Consider the following 17,151-nt stretch of genomic DNA (forward strand, 5'->3'; position numbering starts at 1 on the left):
CGGTGAGCGTCTGACGAACAAACGATCTGGCGAGCATGCAATGAGAAAAATCATTCGCCCTTGTTGTTTTCCCTGACCTTGTTGGTAGCCGGAACTGCCTGACGCGCCTTGGATTTTTGCCGGAAGCGGGCTGGCCCCACCAGCCGCATGCCTTTGACACGCTTGATTGCCCTGACAATATGAACCGCGCCCAAATACGGCCACCAGCGACTGCCGACCGTTTCCATGAAATGGAAGCGCCGCAGCCACTTGTCGGTCGCAAAATACGGCGCGTAACAACCGTAATCGCCACGTCCGACTTCCATGTCCAATAGTTCCAGCCAGTCCTTGAGCCGCGAGAGATGAATGAAATCCCCGCCTTGCGGCAGGAAATGCGCCCCGGTCAGACGCGCCACGGAACGGCGCAAGCCCCACAAACTGAGCGGATTGAAACCACAGATGATGAGCTGCCCCTCCGGAATCAGTACCCGCTCCACCTCACGCAAGACCTGATGCGGCGCGGCAGAAAATTCCAGCACATGCGGCAATATCACCAGATCCAGGCTTTGAGAAGCGAACGGCAATTCGGAGAAGTCATGGATCAGCGCCTGGGGCAGCGTCACGGCAGCTTGCGATACCGATGCCGATGCCGACGGCGGCGTAGCGTCACTCACAAAGCGATACGGCATGCGGTTAGCGGCCAGTGCATCAATCCCGGGCGCGCCTATCTGCACCGCATTAAAACCAAAAATATCGGCCGTCAGCCGGTTCAGGCAAGCGTGCTCCCATTCGCGCACGTAAATGCCACCCGGCGTTTGCAGCCAGGCAGCGAGGTCTATAATCGGTTCTTCTGTCACAGCCTGCCTCATGCGCCCACCATCTCCCATGTCCAATTCACCGTTGAGTGTAGTCGCTGTACCCGCTTTTTCCGACAATTATCTCTGGCTGATTCACAACGGCAGCGACGCCGTCATCGTCGATCCCGGCGACGCGGAACCTGTATTGGCCGCGCTGAAGCAACGATCACTCACGCTACGCGCCATTCTGCTCACGCATCACCATGCCGATCACGTCGGCGGGGTTCCTGCCTTGCTGCAACACACCAGCGTCCCGGTGTTTGGCCCGCGTGGAGAAGCCATTCCCACCATCACCGTCCCGCTCAGTGACGGCGACCGGGTCGAGCCGCCCTTGCCCGGTCTGCATCTGTCCGTCATTGATGTGCCGGGACATACCAGCGGCCATATCGCCTACGTCGCAGCGGAACAAGGCTGGCTGTTTTGCGGCGATACGCTGTTTGGCGGCGGCTGCGGCCGGCTATTCGAAGGCACGCCGGCGCAAATGCTGTCGTCCTTGCAGAAACTGGCGGCGCTGCCGGAAACAACCCAAGTCTTTTGCGCCCATGAGTATACCTTGTCCAATCTGCGCTTTGCGCAGCAGGCCGACCCCGACAACCCGGCGCTGGCCGCACGCATCGTGCGCGAACAGGCCAAGCGCGACAACGGTCAGGCGACGATCCCCTCCACCATAGGGCTGGAAAAATCGACCAATCCCTTCCTCCGGTCCGACGATCCTGCCATCCGGCAAAGCCTGACCAACACCGGACGCCTGCAGGGAAACGATGCGGTCGCCGCTTTTTCCGCCTTGCGCGGCTGGAAAGATACCTTTAAGTGACACAGGCCAACATGGCCGCAAACGCACCCGTCTTTCACCCCATCTTTCGCCCTGATTTTTGTCCTGCCAACATGCTTGTAGGACACAAATCTCAAACTAATCAAGGGCTTAGCCTCGCAATAAGTGAAGTTTTAGCTTGACGGATGAAAAGCCGCTTACGTACACTGTGCAATTCCCGAAATTTTCATAGCGGTGGCCACCGCTCACAGGACCTTGACCCCATGCAGAGTACGCTGAAGAAACTTTCCCTTTCCGCGCTGTTATCTCTCAGCATTCCCCTCTTCGCTCAGGCGAATGACATCTCGATCTACCCGGTTTCCTTCAACTCTTTCAATCCCAACGACCCTGCTGCTCTGGCAGGCATGGAAGACACGGACGTCTGGGTTCGTATCCGCAAAGGCTTTGGCATTCCCGATCTGGAAAATCCGCTGGTCGTGAACCAGACCCAATGGTATAGCTCACGCCCCGATTACATCCAGCGCACCACAACCCGCGCCTCCCGTTATCTTTACCACGTGGTGCAGGAACTGGAAAAACGCGGCATGCCGACGGAACTGGCGCTGCTGCCCTTCATCGAATCGGCTTTCAATCCGCAAGCCTATTCCAGCGCAAAAGCGGCCGGCATGTGGCAATTCATCCCCTCCACCGGGCTCGATTTCAACCTCAAGCAAAACATGTTCAAGGACGAGCGCCGCGATGTCCTGGCCTCCACCGACGCCGCGCTGACCTATCTGCAAAAACTGTACGGCATGTTCGGCGACTGGCAACTCGCGCTGGCCGCCTACAACTGGGGCGAAGGCTCCGTGCAGCGCGCCGTCAACCGCAACATCGCTGCGGGCCTGCCCACCGACTTCAATACCCTGTCGGCGCAAATGCCCGCCGAAACCCGTAACTACGTCCCCAAGCTGCAAGCCGTCAAAAATATTATCGCCAACCCGGGCGAGTACGGACTGACCCTCCCTAAAGTAGATAACCAGCCGTATTTCGTCACCATCGGCAAAATGCGCGACATCGACGTCAAGGTCGCCGCGCAACTGGCCGAACTGTCGATCGACGAATTTCAGGCACTCAATCCGCAGTTCAATCGCCCGGTCATCATCGGCAGCGAAGACACCAAGATTCTGCTACCTCAAAGCAACGCTGAAAAATTCAAGGAAAACATCGCCAAATGGACGCACAAGCTGTCGTCCTGGACCTCGCATAAAGTCATGAGCGCCCGCGAGCGCATTGAAACCATCGCCAGCAAGTTCGGCACGACCCCGGAAATCATCCGTAGCGTCAACCACATCCCGCCAAAGATGGTGCTGACCGCAGGCTCGACCATTCTGGTTCCGAAAACGGAAGCCGGCGGCGAATCTGACATTTCAGCCGAAGTCGCCGACAATGCCCGTCTGGCCGTCGCCCCCGATGTCCCCGACACCCGCCGGATTTTCGTCAAAACAAGCAAAAGAGACAGCCTGAGTTCCATCGCAAAGCGCTACAACGTCAGCGTGAGCGAAATCAAGCAATGGAACGAACTCCGTCGCGACACGCTGGTCGCCGGCCAAAGCCTGCGCCTGCAAGTACCCTACAACTCCCGCCTGGCCAGTACCAAAACCGCTCATTCAGCACCGCCACGTCAAATCGCCCATGCCAAGGCAACACCTTCACGCACCAAGGTTGCCGCTTCTGGCAAACAGACTCGCACAGCACAACAGCAAAACAAAAAACGTCCCTCAATGACCCTGGCCTCTGGCAAAGGATCGCATCACCAATAAGCGTTGAGACAATGCCTCACTGAAAACCGGCCGCAATGCAAAACGGGTTCTCATCACGAGAACCCGTTTTTTTATCTGCAAAAACAAACCCACTTCCATGAAACTCCTGAGTAAGCGCAGCGAACGCCGCAAGCTCAGGGCAACAAGCGCAGCCGCAACAAGCAAGGCGAGCAAAGCAAAGCCGACCTAAGCACAACAACGCCCCAATGACTCCACCGAAACCCCTGAGCAAGCGTAGCGAACGGCACAAGCTAAAAATAAGAAGCGCAACCGCAACAAGCAAGGCGAGCAAAGCAAAGCCGTCCTAAACACAACAACGCCCCAATGACTCCACCGAAACCCCTGAGTAAGCGTAACGAACGGCACAAGCTAAAAATAAGAAGCGCAGCCGCAACAAGCAAGGCGAGCAAAGCAAAGCCGTCCTAAACACAACAACGCCCCAATGACTCCACCGAAACCCCTGAGCAAGCGTAGCGAACGGCACAAGCTAAAAATAAGAAGCGCAGCCGCAACAAGCAAGGCGAGCAAAGCAAAGCCGTCCTAAACGCAACAACGACCCAATGACTCCACCGAAACCCCTGAGCAAGCGCAGCGAACGGCACAAGCTAAAAATAAGAAGCGCAACCGCAACAAGCAAGGCGAGCAAAGCAAAGCCGACCTAAGCACAACAACGACCCAATGACTCCGCCGAAACCCCTGAGCAAGCGCAGCGAACGGCACAAGCTAAAAATAAGAAGCGCAACCGCAACAAGCAAGGCGAGCAAAGCAAAGCCGACCTAAGCACAACAACGACCCAATGACTCCGCCGAAACCCCTGAGTAAGCGTAGCGAGCGGCGCAAGGTCAGGGTAAGAAGCGCAGCCGTACTTGAGTACGGCGAGCATCGCAGCCCTGAGATTGCGCCGCGCAGTAGCTTAATCAGGGGTTTCAGTTAGAAGGTGTATTTGAGGTCCGCATACAGAGTTCGTTGGGGAAAGGCGTGATACAGGAAATACTGTTTGTTGGTGAGATTGTCGATCCCCACCGAGGCAGTCCAGTGACGGTCCACCTTGTACTGGATACGAGTGTCGATAACGAAGTAGCCATCAAACCCCTGATAAGTAGACGTATTGGTATCGGTATTGTCCACAGTCGCGTACATGCGGCGGCTGAAACGACCGGCCAGCGTACCCGCCCACTGATCGTCAGGCCGGTAAGTGGCCACCACCGTAGCGCGCAGTTGCGGCACATACGGCACACGCTTGCCAACGGACGTGGCACCCGGTGTCGTCGCGACATAGCTGCTGTTTTCAGTAATGACGGCATCGACCCAGGTCACGCTACCGGACAACTGCAAACCTTTGACCAGCACGTCATCGTGTTGCCCTGCAATTTCGATGCCGCGCTGGCGCGTGGCATCCACGTTTTGGGTGAAGGCCGTCGGTGTTGTAGTCCCGGTAATGGTTGAGGTCTGAGAAATCAAGGCATCGCGAACATGCTCTTCAAACAGCGAGATACGCAGCTTGCTGTCGGCCGTGTTGCGTTCAAACGCCAGCTCGCCGGAGAGAACTTTTTCCGGCCTCAGGTAGGGATTAGCCTGCGTGTAGGTCGAGCCAGTCGAGATATTCTGGTACAGCTCGCCCACGGTCGGGAAACGCAATGCCTTGCCGAAGGAAGCGGTCACGCTCCACAAATCGCTCGCTTGCCAGGCTAGCGACAACTTCGGGGAAAACCCGGAAGCCGTCACTTCTGGCTGATTGATGGCATAGGTCGTTCCGGAGGAGGCGGTCGCAAAGTTATAACCATCATAAGCACGCCACCATTCAAAACGGCCACCGATGGTCGCTACCACGGAAGGCGACCAGCGCCACGCATCTTGCGCCCATAAGGCTTCGGTGCTGGTCTTGCCGCGCGAATCACTGTAAAGCGATCCGTTAGCGCCATTCATCCAATCTGTGGTGTTGTAGGTGGGGTTGACCAGCTTGTACTGATCCAGATGCCCACCGAAACTCACGGTATGCGATGGTGCAAGGCCTTCCTCATGCCAGGTTCCCTTCATATCCAGCGTGCTCCAGCCGGTACCGCCGGCATCAGAAATCCGCCCGGTCCCGCTCAGTTGAGCCGCCGGATACAGGCCGGTCGAAGTCCTTGTCAAATCTTGCGAATAAAAGAAATTGGTCGCAACGGCTTCCCAGTCCCACGCGCCTTGCTTTTTGGCATTGAGCGACAGGCTTTGCATCCAGTGCTGTTGCTGCACCGTATTGCTGGAAAACTGGCTGCCGATGGAACTGGCCGAATAGGAATTGCCGCCGATATTGACGTTGCCGCTGCTGCCGCCGTAGTAAGGCGTACCTGACGCGGTGCGCAGATACGACTGCGCTGTGGCGACCTGATTGTTTTGCCAGAAACCCAGGGTATAAGCCCCTGTGACCAAAGGTGAAAAATCATAGGCCAGTTTGATTTTGGCGATATCTTGCAAGGTATGCGTGGCGCTGCCCGCTCCCACCAGTTGTATCGCACCGCCGGTCCGGCTCTGCGCTGCAATCGCACCGTTAATGACAGGCGAAGAACCCGACGCCGCAGTGGTCGATTGCGTCACGCTGCCGAAGGTAATCGGCTGACTGAAGCTATCCAGATGGTTAGCGCTGAACCACCATGACAAATCGCCTGAGCGATTGCCCAGATTGACATTGACTTCGCCCGCCGGCAAACGCGTACTCGTGCTGTACAGATTGAAATTTTCAGTCGCGACGCTGGCCTTGACGCTGCCTTCGAACTCGGTCGGCATACGCGTCTTGATGACCGTGACCGCGCCGTAGGAATTGCCCGCATACATGGCAGAAAACGGACCGTACATGATATCGACGCGCTCGATTTCTTCAGGCGCAACCATGAACCACTGCGGCGAACCGTTGCCGTTGTTATTGTTGATCAGCGCCGACAACAAAATACCATCGGCATAAACAAGTGACCGTGCGCTGGCGTTAATGCCCGTGGTGCGCGTCGCCATGGGTGCATTGGTATCGCCGATAAAGCGCTTGCGTACCAGAACGCTAGGCGCGTATTTGATCGTGTCCTCGACATTCATGCCATTGATGACCTGGGCGGCCTGAGCGGCGGTGATGCTCTCGGTCGTTACCGGCAACAGATTTTCCTCGGCAACGGAGCGGCTGCCTTTGACGACGACGGCAGGCAAGGTGGATTCAGCGGCCTGCGCGAAGACAGAGGCACTGCAACAGGCGAGCACAGCGGCGGCGATCGGACGCAGTGCGCCGAGGCGATAGATAGAGCGATTCATTATTCTTCCCTGTTTTATTTTTGTCAGGACGTACGCAAAAAGTTTTTACGTAAGTCCTAGTGGTATCTATGTCTGCGGTCAGGCCCGTCAGGGCGCATGCCGGACATGGGACAGCATTGAAATACCGGCATCACCCGAGTGAGTGCGACCGGCAAAAATCAGGAAAGAACGGGAGGGGCGCGCGCCTGCGCGACATGCCACGCAAACAGCGGACGGGGAGAATGCAGAAACAGCGGCGGCAGCACAAGCGCACCGCTCACCAGCGGCAGCGGCATCGTGCCGACAGGAGGAAGCAGGCCAGGGCCAGCGGGAGAGGCGCAACAAAATGCGCAATGTTCGAAATGGGCCGATCCCTTGGGAGGAGCAGAATCCTTGACGACGTCACCGGCAGGCGTCAGATATTTGATTCCTTGCACCGAACAAATTTCGGTCAGGCTGGAAAACTGGTCGGGAGATGACGCCGCCAAGGCACTATGAATGGTCGGCACGAGCGACGCCATCAGAATGGCCAGCGAGGCAATCATGGCAAAACATCGGCGGCGCAGGCTTGAACGACTCATCAGGATAGAAGCTCGAAATCGATCAAAATAATGTCGGGGGCGGTACTTGTCGCTACTTGCCGGTACTTGTCGCTACTTGCCGGCACCTGCCATTTAATTGATGTAATGGTGCAAGTCACTCACAGGCAAAGCGACGCTACCGCATTGTCCGCGTGGATTATATAAGGAAGCTCTGCTGACGTGTTGAGAACCGCACACACAGAATACGCAGGCAATCGCCACCGTTCCCCATAGACCATTGCGAATCAATCTCTTACACTGAATCGCGCCAGAACCCGCTGACATTCCCCGACTGTCCCGAGCCCTAGAACCAGGCATGTTCGCGCTACGTTCCAATGACTCCCGACTGAACGCCCCGCTACTGAAAGCACTATAACGATGAACGTGTTCACTGATGTTGTGATGAATGTTTCCCAAATTCTCCAGTTTCATGCTGGCAACGCCAGTGCAATCTGGCTCTGGACCACCCTAGTCTTCGCCCTGTCCATCGTCCCTATCGCCGCCCTGCGCCGCCACGATCAGCGAGCGCTCGATGGCGTCAATGTGTGGATGAAACCACTCAAGTTTGCTCTGGCGCTGGCGATGCACTTCGCCACGTTTTTCATTATCGTGATCTGCCTGCCGAACCAATCTGGCGATAGCTACGCGATGACCGTTACCGCAAGCGTCTCGGCGTTTGCCGGCATTGCAGAACTTGGCTATATCGCCCTGCAAGCGGGTCGCCACCGGAATTCACACTTCAACCTCGCCACACCGTGGGAAGCGCTGGCCTACCGGCTCATGGGCCTCGGCTCTATCGCGCTGATTTCTCCGGCGATACTGATCGGCGTCGTGTTGTGTACCCAGCCGCCGCCCTGGCCAAGCGCAGTCATTGCGGGTACCGCCGCAAGCCTGTTCCTGGGATTCGGTCTGACCTTGCTGACCGGATTGAGCATGGGTGCGCGCATGAGCCACTTCAACGATCAGCAGGGAAATTCGCAGCGCACAATGTGGCTGACTGGCTGGTCACTGGATCGCGCCGACTTGCGGCCGGCCCATTTTCTTGGCACGCACACGATCCAGGTTGTGCCGCTCGCCGCTATCATGGCGTCGCGACTGCTTCCACCCGGCACCGCTCTGGTCGCCTGCCTGGGATTGGCGCTGGCCTGGAGCGCACTCACACTTGGCATATTGCTTGCAACCCTTAGGGGGAAATCGCTGATGCAGATGGTGCCGCTTCCCCTGTGGCGCACTGACAATCGCCCGTAATCTGCCTACCCTGCGCAGGCGCCAAGGAACGCTCACTGTGCAAATAGCGGCCTGCACAAGCCGCGCTCATCTCATTTAGTGACAGTCGATGAATACATCGCCGCCGCCAGTAGCTGCTGTGTATAGGGATGCGTAGGCGAACCCAATACCGCTGCCGTGGCGCCACTCTCGACCACCCTCCCCTCCTTCATCACCAGCACGCCATGCGCCATCGCCCGCACCACAGCCAGATCGTGGCTGATTAAGACATAGGCAATGCCGTACTTGCGCTGCAATTGCGCCAGCAGTTGCAATACTTGCTGCTGCACTGACACATCGAGCGAGGAAGTCGGCTCATCGAGCAAAATCAGCTCGGGCTTGAGAATAACGGCGCGGGCGATGGCGATACGCTGCCGCTGTCCGCCGGAAAACTCATGCGGATAGCGTTCCAGAATATCGTCCGGCAGCCCGACTTCCTGTAACGCCGCGCACACCGCCGCACGTAATTGTGCAGGACTCAGTTGCGGCTGATGCAGCGCCAGCCCCTCACCGATCAGCTTTTGCACCGTATAGCGCGGCGAGAGCGAACCGAACGGGTCCTGAAACACCACCTGCATCCGCGCCCGCAAGGGCCGGATCGCCGCGCTGGACATGGAACTGATAGTTTGCCCGCCAAACCGGATCGTGCCGCTCACCTCGGCCGCCGACAGGCGCAACAGCGCCAGCCCTAAAGTCGATTTACCGGAACCGGATTCACCCACAATCCCCAGCGTTTCGCCCCGATGCAGTTGCAGATCGACCGGCGCCACCGCCACAAACGGCGTTTTGCGAAACCAGCCGCGCGGCAGCATGAAACGACATTCCAGCCGCTCGGCCGACAGCAAGGGTTCGGCCGGGGTCGATTCCGATGTCTCTGGCAGCGGTTCGACGATGCGCTGCGGACGGCTGGCCAGTAAGGCACGCGTGTAATCGGCCTGCGGCCGGGCGAACAATTCATCGGTCGCGGCGCTCTCCACCAGCCGGCCGTGATGCATGACGCCGACCCGGTCGGCAAAGTGGCGCACCAGATTCAGATCGTGCGAGATCATCAGAATCGCCATGTTTTCGCTGCGCTGCAATTGCTGCAACAACTCCATTATCTGCACCTGAATGGTCACATCCAGCGCCGTGGTTGGCTCATCGGCGATCAGGAGCTTGGGCTTGCAGGCCAGCGCCATGGCGATCATCGCCCGCTGCCGCTGGCCACCGGACAACTGGTGCGGATAGGCATTGGCGCGCCGCGCCGGTTCCGGGATGCCGGTCTGGTCCAGCAATTCGACCGTGCGTACAGCGGCGGCGCGGGCGCTGAGTCCTTCGTGCAAGCGCAAGACTTCGGCGATCTGGCTGCCGATGGTCAGCAGCGGATTGAGCGCCGTCATCGGCTCCTGGAAAATCATCGCCACCTGATTGCCGCGCACGGCGCGCATGGCGCGTTCCGGTTTTTGCAGAATGTCTTCACCGTCGAGCAGGATGCTGCCCTGATAGTGCGCCCCCTGATTGAGTCGCAGCACCGACAAAGCAGAGACGGTTTTACCGGAACCGGATTCGCCCACCAGCGCAAATTTCTCGCCGGCCTCAATCGACAAACTGAGATCACTGACGACTTCCTTGCCGTCGAAAGCGACGTGCAAGCCTTTGATTTTCAGCAGGCTCATGGTGCTTTCCTCACATCCAGTGCGCTACGCAAGGCGTCGCCAATCTGCGTCAGCAGCAGCAGCGAGAGCGTCAGCACGACAAAGGTCGAGAGCGAAATCCACCAGGCGTCCAGATTATTTTTTCCTTGCGCCAGCATTTCACCCAGACTGGCGGTGGATGGCGGCACGCCGAGCCCGAGAAAGTCGAGGCTGGTCAGCGCCAGAATTGCCGCGCTCATGCGGAACGGTAAAAACGTCACCAGCGGCGTGAGGCTATTGGGCAGCACATGCCGCCACATGATTTGCGCCGGCGACAAGCCGACCGCCCGCGCCGCCAGGACGTAATCGAGATTCCGATTGCGCAGGAAATCAGCGCGCACGTAATCCGACAAACCCATCCAGCCGAACAGCGACAGCAGCAGCAGCAACATCAGCAGCCCGGGTTCGAAGATCGACGAAAAAATAATCAGCAAATACAACTCCGGCATGGAGCCCCAGATTTCCATGAAGCGTTGAAAAAACAGATCGGTGCGCCCGGCGAAATAGCCTTGCACCGCGCCGGTTAATAAACCCAGCACGACGCCGGTCAACGTCAGGGCCAGGCCGAACAAAATGGAAATGCGGAAACCGTAGAGCAAGCGTGCCAAGACATCGCGCCCACGGTCGTCGGTACCGAGCCAGTTTTCAGCCGACGGCGGCGCGGGATTGGGGACGGTGGAAAAATAATTGAGCGTATCGAAACGGTAATGATTGGGCGGGTACAGCGCCCAGTTGCCGTCGCGCTGGAATTGCTCGCGGATAAAGGGATCAAGGTAATCGGCAGGGGAATCGAAATCGCCGCCGAACGATTTTTCGGAGTAATCGGTGACGATGGGAAACACGATGTGGCCGTGATAACGCGCTATCAGCGGCTTGTCATTGGACAGGACATCGGCCAGCAGACTGGCGATGAACAGAAACAGGAATAGCCACAGGCTCCAGTAACCGCGCCGGTCGGCACGGAAACGCCGCCAGACGCGCCCGGCGGGAGATTGCGTCGGCAACAAGGACGGCGCGCTCAACGCAGGCTTTCGAATTGCACGCGCGGATCGGCCCAGACGTAGCACAGGTCACCCAGTAATTTGACGACCAGTCCGATCAGCGTGAACAAATACAAGGTGCCCATGACCACCGGATAATCGCGCCGGATCACCGATTCATACGACAGCAAGCCCAGCCCATCGAGAGAAAACAGGGTTTCGATCAGCAGGCTGCCGGCGAAAAAAGCCCCGATGAAAGCCGCCGGGAAACCGGTTACCAGCGGTATCAGGGCGTTACGGAATACATGCTTGTACAGGATGCTGCGTTCGCTCAGTCCCTTGGCTCGGGCGGTGAGGACATACTGCTTGCGGATTTCTTCCAGAAAGGTATTGCGGGTCAGCATGGTCATCACGGCGAATGCGCCGGCCACCGAGGCGGTAATCGGCAAGGTGATGTGCCACAGGTAATCCTTGATCTTGCCCAGCAGGGAAAAGGTGGCCCAGTCGTCCGAAGTCAATCCGCGCAAGGGGAACCACTGCACGAAGCTGCCGCCGCCGAACAGCACCAGCAGCAATACGCCGAGCACGAATCCGGGAATGGAGTAGGCAACCAGCACCAGCAGACTGGTCAGCGTATCGAAGCGGCTGCCCTCGCGCACTGCCTTGGCAATGCCCAGCGGCACGGAAATCAGATAGGTCAGGAAAAACGTCCATAGTCCGATACTGATGGAGACCGGCAGTTTGGATTTGACCAGCGTCCAGACATCGCCGTGATGATAAAAACTGTTGCCCAGGTCAAAGGTGGCGAAGCCTTTGAGCATTTGCCAGAAGCGTTGCGCGACGGGTTTATCGAATCCGTAGAGCGCCTTGATTTCATTGACGCGTTCGATATCCAGCCCCTGCCGTCCGCGATATTGCGGCGCGCCGCCGCCGGACGCTTCCCCGGCACCGCCGCGCCCTTTCATTTCAAGCAGCGCCTGCTCCACCGGGCCGCCGGGGACGAACTGAATCACGGCGAAAGTGATGGCAATCACGCCGAACAGGGTCGGCACCATCAGCAATATACGTTTCAAAATATAGGACCAGATATTCATGGCGTTTCGATCTGAAAATGTAAAAGGAAGCAGCGGGAGCAGAGGAAAAAATAGCGTGACGCGCTCATTTCGGCGTCACTTCCCACCAGGTCGACAGCACATACGCATCGGCCTGATAGTAAAGCGGCAGCTTCGCCGGCATGCCGAAACGGTTGCGATAGGCCACCCGATGACTGGCGGAATACCAGTGCGGCACGACCAGGTATTTGTGCAGCAGCACGCGGTCGAGCGCGCGCGCGGCGGCGGCCAGTTCCCGCCGTGAATCGGCTGCTACGATGGCCTTCACCAGCAAATCCACCGTCGGGTCTTTCAGACCCCACAGATTATTGGAACCGTTTTCATCGGCGGCTCTGGAACCGAACATGTCGAACAATTCATTGCCGGGACTGCTGATGTCACCGAAGCGCATGCTGGTCATGTCGTAATCGAAGTCTTCCATGCGCTTGGCGATCAGCGCATAGTCGGCGGTGCGCTGGCTGACCTGGATGCCGAGTTTTTGCAGATTGCGCACGTAGATGCTGATGACACGCGACATGGCCGACTGATCGTCGATGATTTCAAAGGCGAAGGGCTCGCCCTTGGCGTTGCGCAATTGACCGTCGCGGTACACCCAGCCGGCCTGCCGCAGCAATTCGCGGGCTTGCAGCAGGTTGGCGCGCAGCGATCCGGGAGCGACGGTGGACGGCGGTATCGATGCCGGGCCGAATACGGCAGGATCAAGGGGATTGCCGGCAGCGCGCAGAGATTCCAGCAGCGCCCGTTCTTCGCCCTGTGGCGTACCGCGAGCGGCCAGATCGCTATTGCCGAAAAAAGAATCGATGCGGCGGTACTGGTTATAAAACAGTTGCCGGTTCATCCATTCAAAATCGAGGGCCAGCGCCAGCGCCTGACGTACGCGGGGGTCCTGGAACAGAGGTCGCCGCAGATTCATGATGAAACCCTGCATGCCGGCGCCGTTGGAGTGGGCGAATTCGCGCTTGACGATGTCGCCGCTCGTAAATTTGGGACCGGTGTAGGCGCGCATCCAGTTCTTGGCGCTCATTTCGACAGAGACATCGAACTCCCCTGCCTTGAAGGCTTCCAGCCGCGCCACGTCGTCCTTGTAAAAGCGGTAAGCGATGCGGTTAAAGTTATACGTCCCTATGCGTACCGGCAGTTGCTTGCCCCAGTAGGCCGGATTGCGCCGGTAACGGATGCTGCGCCCTGCGTCGTATTCATCGATCAGGTAAGGGCCGCTGACGATGGGCGGGATTAACTGGATTTTGTCGAAGGGCGTGCCAGCAGCCCATTTGCGCGAAAACACGGGCAGGCCACCTGCGATCAAGGGCAGTTCGCGGTTCTTGTTTTTGAAATCGAAACGCACCGTCAGCCGGTCCAGCACGACGCATTGCGCAATATCGGCAAAGCCCGACTTGATTTGCGGCGCGCCCTTAGCCATCAGCGTATCAAAGGAGTATTTGACGTCGGCCGCCAGTACCGGATCGCCATTATTGAAGCGCGCGGCGGGGTTGAGATGAAAAGTCATCGCCATGCGATCAGGGGCCAGTTGCATGTCGTCGGCCAGCAGGCCGTACATGCTGGCGATTTCATCCGAAGAACCGACCGCCAGCGTTTCAAACATCAGCCCGGCAACGCCCGCCGCGGCAACGCCCTTGAGCGAGAACGGATTGAATTTATCGAAGCTGGTACGGCGGTCGGGATTGGCCAGATACAGCGTGCCGCCTTGGGGGGCATCGGGATTGACATAGTCGAAATGCGTAAAACCGGGCGGGTATTTGGGCGTGTCGTAGAGCGAGAATGCGTGCGCGGCGTGGGCGTTGTTGCTGGCAATGCCGCTGACAATACCGCTGACTATCGAAAGCGCGGTGAACACAATGGCAGGGGACACCCGGAGGGCAAGTCGTTTCAGCATGCAGACAGTCATTTATGTTGAAAAAATGGGAGAAATAAGTGATTTGAACTAGGGCAATCTTACGGTAAAAACTCAGCAAAGCGACGCCAATCTTGCCCGCGACCTGCTACGCCCTTACAATCTGCCCCAGTCTTTGGCAAATCACTGCTTGCTGCATAGCGCGGCAACCGCCCTTACCACCACCTCGGCCGCTTTGTAGCGGAGGCATCATCGGAGTTATTCATGGCATTTCTGCAAGGTAAAAAAATCCTGATCACCGGCTTATTGTCCAACCGTTCGATCGCTTATGGCATTGCGCAGGCCTGCAAACGCGAAGGCGCAGAACTGGCGTTCACCTATGTAGGCGAACGCTTCAAGGACCGTATCACCAAATTCGCCGCTGAATTCGACAGCGAACTGATCTTTGATTGCGACGTCGGCAGCGATGAGCAAATTAATGCCCTGTTCGCCGACCTCGGCAAGAGCTGGAGCCAGCTCGACGGGCTGGTACACGCCATCGGTTTCGCTCCTAGCGAAGCGATTGCCGGCGATTTCCTGGAAGGCCTGTCGCGCGAAGGTTTCAAGATTGCGCACGATATTTCGGCTTATAGCTTCCCGGCAATGGCCAAGGCCGCGCTGCCAATGTTGCGTGAAAATTCGGCGCTGCTGACGCTGACCTATCTGGGCGCAGAGCGCGTGGTGCCTAACTACAATACGATGGGTCTGGCCAAGGCCTCGCTGGAAGCCAGCGTGCGTTATCTGGCGGAATCACTCGGTCCCAAGGGCGTGCGCGTCAATGGCATTTCTGCCGGCCCGATCAAGACGCTGGCCGCCAGCGGTATCAAGGGCTTCGGCAAAATCCTCGGCTTTGTCGCGGCCAATGCTCCGCTGCGTCGCAATATCACTACCGACGATGTCGGCAATGCCGCTGCCTTTTTGTTGTCCGACCTGGCAGGGGGTATTACGGGCGAAATCACCTATGTAGATGGGGGCTTCTCGCGCATTGTTGGCGGTATCGCAGAATAAATATTGGTGCTTATTCCATAGATTTACTGTATTATGCGGTTTGTGCGTTGCAGTGCAGCGCACAAACAGTGATTGCATGTCGAAGTCGCGTCTTTCTTCGCGTTGGTGATGGGTTAGTTAGTAGATAATTAATGACTCATTCACGGCTAATTTATAGCTCATAACGCATCGATACCGATTTTGGCCGGTAAGAAAGCAATCGATACCGTCTGTTACGGTATCGATGCTCATAAAATTAATAGCAGCTTCCAAGCCTTGGCCTGTCCCTCTAGACAGGCGTGGTAAAAGCCCTCCCGCCTTGTGTGTCATTTCAGACACCGTCCCGGCGCAAAGCTTTTGTGCCGAAATTTCTTGTATTCATAGTCATTTCGTTAGTGGTTGGCGTTGCTTTTTTGCGTTCGTCTTATTCGCACTGTAATGGTCCGAACGCTGATCCTTTACGAAAGAAACAAATGACTTTTGAAACACTAGGCCTCCACGCATCCGTTATCAAGGCACTGAACGAAGCCGGCTACACCCAGCCAACTCCAGTGCAAGAACAAGCCATCCCTGCTGCCATCGAAGGCCGCGATCTGCTGGTGTCCTCGCAGACCGGTTCCGGCAAAACTGCCGCCTTCATGCTGCCTGCGCTGCATAAATTCGCTTCCATCGTCGTCGATCCAGCTGCTGCTGCCGGAAAAACACCGAACCAGCAAAAACAAGCTGCCGGCGCTCGTGGCGAACGCCCACGTTTCCGCGCTGCGCAACCAAAAATGCTGGTCCTGACGCCTACTCGCGAACTGGCCCTGCAAGTGACTACCGCAACTGACAAGTACGGCTCATTCCTGCGCAACATCAAGGCCGTCTCTATCCTGGGCGGTATGCCTTATCCAAAGCAAATGCAATTGCTGGCACGCAATCCTGAAATCCTGGTTGCCACGCCTGGCCGCCTGATTGATCACATGGACTCCGGCAAGATCGACTTTTCGCAACTGGAAATTCTGGTCCTGGACGAAGCTGACCGCATGCTGGACATGGGTTTCATCGACGACATCGAAAAAATCGTTGCCGCTACGCCTGATACCCGTCAAACCATGCTGTTCTCCGCTACGCTCGACGGCGTGGTCGGCAACATGGCTCGCCGCATCACTAACAATGCCCTGACGATCCAGATCGCCGGCTCGGCAACTCGCCACGAAAACATTTCGCAGCGCGTTCACTTTGTCGATGACCTGTCGCACAAAAATCGTCTGCTCGATCACCTGCTGCGCGATCCTACGATGGATCAAGCCGTGGTGTTTACTGCAACCAAGCGTGACGCTGACACGATCGCCGACCGTTTGAATGTGGCTGGCTTTGCTGCTGCCGCGCTGCATGGCGACATGCATCAGGGCGCACGTAACCGTACACTGGACGGCATGCGTCGTGCGCAGGTTCGTGTTCTGGTTGCTACCGACGTTGCCGCTCGCGGTATCGACGTGCCAGGCATCACCCACGTGTTCAACTACGATTTGCCTAAGTTCCCGGAAGACTACGTCCACCGTATCGGCCGTACTGGCCGTGCCGGTCGCAACGGCGTTGCCGTTTCGCTGGTCAACCATGGCGAAGCTGCTAACGTCAAGCGCATCGAGCGCTTCACTAAACAGTTGATCCCGGTCGAAGTCGTTGAAGGTTTCGAAGCCAAAAAGACATCCTCGCCTTCCCGCGCCGGCGCTAAGCCAGGCGGCTGGCGTCCAGGTGACACTCGTGGCGGCTTCAAGGGTAAACCAGCCGGTAACGGTGCTGCACCACGCACCTTCAGCAAGCCAGGCGCTCCTTCCGCTGGTCCGCGCAAGGAAAGCGGCGGCTACAAAGGCAATGCTCCACGCGCAGATGGCGGCGCAGCACGTCGTACTTTCAGCGACCGTTAAGTCCTGATTCGTTCAGTTCCTCTCTGCGGCGGCAGTCAGCGCCGCAAGGGAACGAAAGCGATAAAAAAGCCGGCTACCTGTTTTTCAGG

12 protein-coding genes are annotated in these 17,151 nt (G+C 57.6%); 5 read left to right on the forward strand and 7 right to left on the reverse strand.

Annotated elements, in window-relative coordinates; translation table 11 throughout:
• Positions 1-50 precede the first annotated feature (50 nt).
• Complete coding sequence (locus RGU70_RS14960; protein ID WP_322210186.1) at positions 51-848, reverse strand: class I SAM-dependent methyltransferase; 798 nt, start codon at positions 846-848, stop codon at positions 51-53.
• 16 nt (positions 849-864) lie between these two features.
• Here RGU70_RS14960 and gloB point away from each other — a divergent pair, with 16 nt between their 5' ends.
• Positions 865-1,650 carry a hydroxyacylglutathione hydrolase gene (gene gloB / locus RGU70_RS14965; RefSeq protein WP_322210187.1) on the forward strand — a complete coding sequence of 262 codons (786 nt, stop codon included), beginning with the start codon at positions 865-867 and terminating at the stop codon, positions 1,648-1,650.
• Between the two features lie 221 nt (positions 1,651-1,871).
• Positions 1,872-3,407 carry a transglycosylase SLT domain-containing protein gene (locus RGU70_RS14970; RefSeq protein ID WP_322210188.1) on the forward strand — a complete coding sequence of 512 codons (1,536 nt, stop codon included), beginning with the start codon at positions 1,872-1,874 and terminating at the stop codon, positions 3,405-3,407.
• 930 nt (positions 3,408-4,337) lie between these two features.
• On the opposite strand, the gene RGU70_RS14975 is transcribed toward RGU70_RS14970, so the two are convergent.
• Together RGU70_RS14975 and RGU70_RS14980 are read right to left on the reverse strand one after the other, a co-directional pair.
• On the reverse strand, positions 4,338-6,683 hold the full coding sequence (locus RGU70_RS14975) for a TonB-dependent receptor (RefSeq protein ID WP_322210189.1): 2,346 nt from the start codon (positions 6,681-6,683) through the stop codon (positions 4,338-4,340).
• 158 nt (positions 6,684-6,841) lie between these two features.
• Positions 6,842-7,243 carry a DUF2946 domain-containing protein gene (locus RGU70_RS14980; protein ID WP_322210190.1) on the reverse strand — a complete coding sequence of 134 codons (402 nt, stop codon included), beginning with the start codon at positions 7,241-7,243 and terminating at the stop codon, positions 6,842-6,844.
• 402 nt (positions 7,244-7,645) lie between these two features.
• Here RGU70_RS14980 and RGU70_RS14985 point away from each other — a divergent pair, with 402 nt between their 5' ends.
• Positions 7,646-8,491, forward strand: a complete 846-nt coding sequence (locus tag RGU70_RS14985) for a hypothetical protein (protein ID WP_322210191.1) — start codon at positions 7,646-7,648, stop codon at positions 8,489-8,491.
• A gap of 71 nt (positions 8,492-8,562) precedes the next feature.
• On the opposite strand, the gene RGU70_RS14990 is transcribed toward RGU70_RS14985, so the two are convergent.
• The 4 genes from RGU70_RS14990 to RGU70_RS15005 form a co-directional block, all read right to left on the reverse strand.
• Positions 8,563-10,164, reverse strand: coding sequence for a dipeptide ABC transporter ATP-binding protein (locus RGU70_RS14990; protein ID WP_322210192.1), 1,602 nt, complete (start codon positions 10,162-10,164; stop codon positions 8,563-8,565).
• Positions 10,161-11,204, reverse strand: coding sequence for an ABC transporter permease (locus RGU70_RS14995; protein ID WP_322210193.1), 1,044 nt, complete (start codon positions 11,202-11,204; stop codon positions 10,161-10,163). Before RGU70_RS14995 ends, RGU70_RS14990 begins: the two co-directional genes overlap by 4 nt.
• Entirely contained in the window at positions 11,201-12,256 is a 1,056-nt protein-coding gene (locus RGU70_RS15000) for a microcin C ABC transporter permease YejB (RefSeq protein ID WP_322210194.1), read from the reverse strand. Before RGU70_RS15000 ends, RGU70_RS14995 begins: the two co-directional genes overlap by 4 nt.
• 64 nt (positions 12,257-12,320) lie before the next feature.
• The gene (locus RGU70_RS15005) at positions 12,321-14,168 is read right to left on the reverse strand and encodes an extracellular solute-binding protein (RefSeq protein ID WP_322210195.1); all 1,848 of its coding nucleotides are present in this window, start codon (positions 14,166-14,168) and stop codon (positions 12,321-12,323) included.
• A 222-nt stretch (positions 14,169-14,390) separates the two neighbouring features.
• Between RGU70_RS15005 and fabI the strand changes: the two genes are divergently transcribed.
• Together fabI and RGU70_RS15015 are read left to right on the forward strand one after the other, a co-directional pair.
• Positions 14,391-15,173, forward strand: a complete 783-nt coding sequence (gene fabI / locus RGU70_RS15010) for an enoyl-ACP reductase FabI (protein ID WP_322210196.1) — start codon at positions 14,391-14,393, stop codon at positions 15,171-15,173.
• A gap of 452 nt (positions 15,174-15,625) precedes the next feature.
• Positions 15,626-17,062 carry a DEAD/DEAH box helicase gene (locus tag RGU70_RS15015; RefSeq protein ID WP_322210197.1) on the forward strand — a complete coding sequence of 479 codons (1,437 nt, stop codon included), beginning with the start codon at positions 15,626-15,628 and terminating at the stop codon, positions 17,060-17,062.
• The last annotated feature ends 89 nt before the right edge of the window (positions 17,063-17,151 follow it).

Source organism: Herbaspirillum sp. RTI4 (assembly GCF_034313965.1).
GTDB lineage: Bacteria > Pseudomonadota > Gammaproteobacteria > Burkholderiales > Burkholderiaceae_D > Herbaspirillum.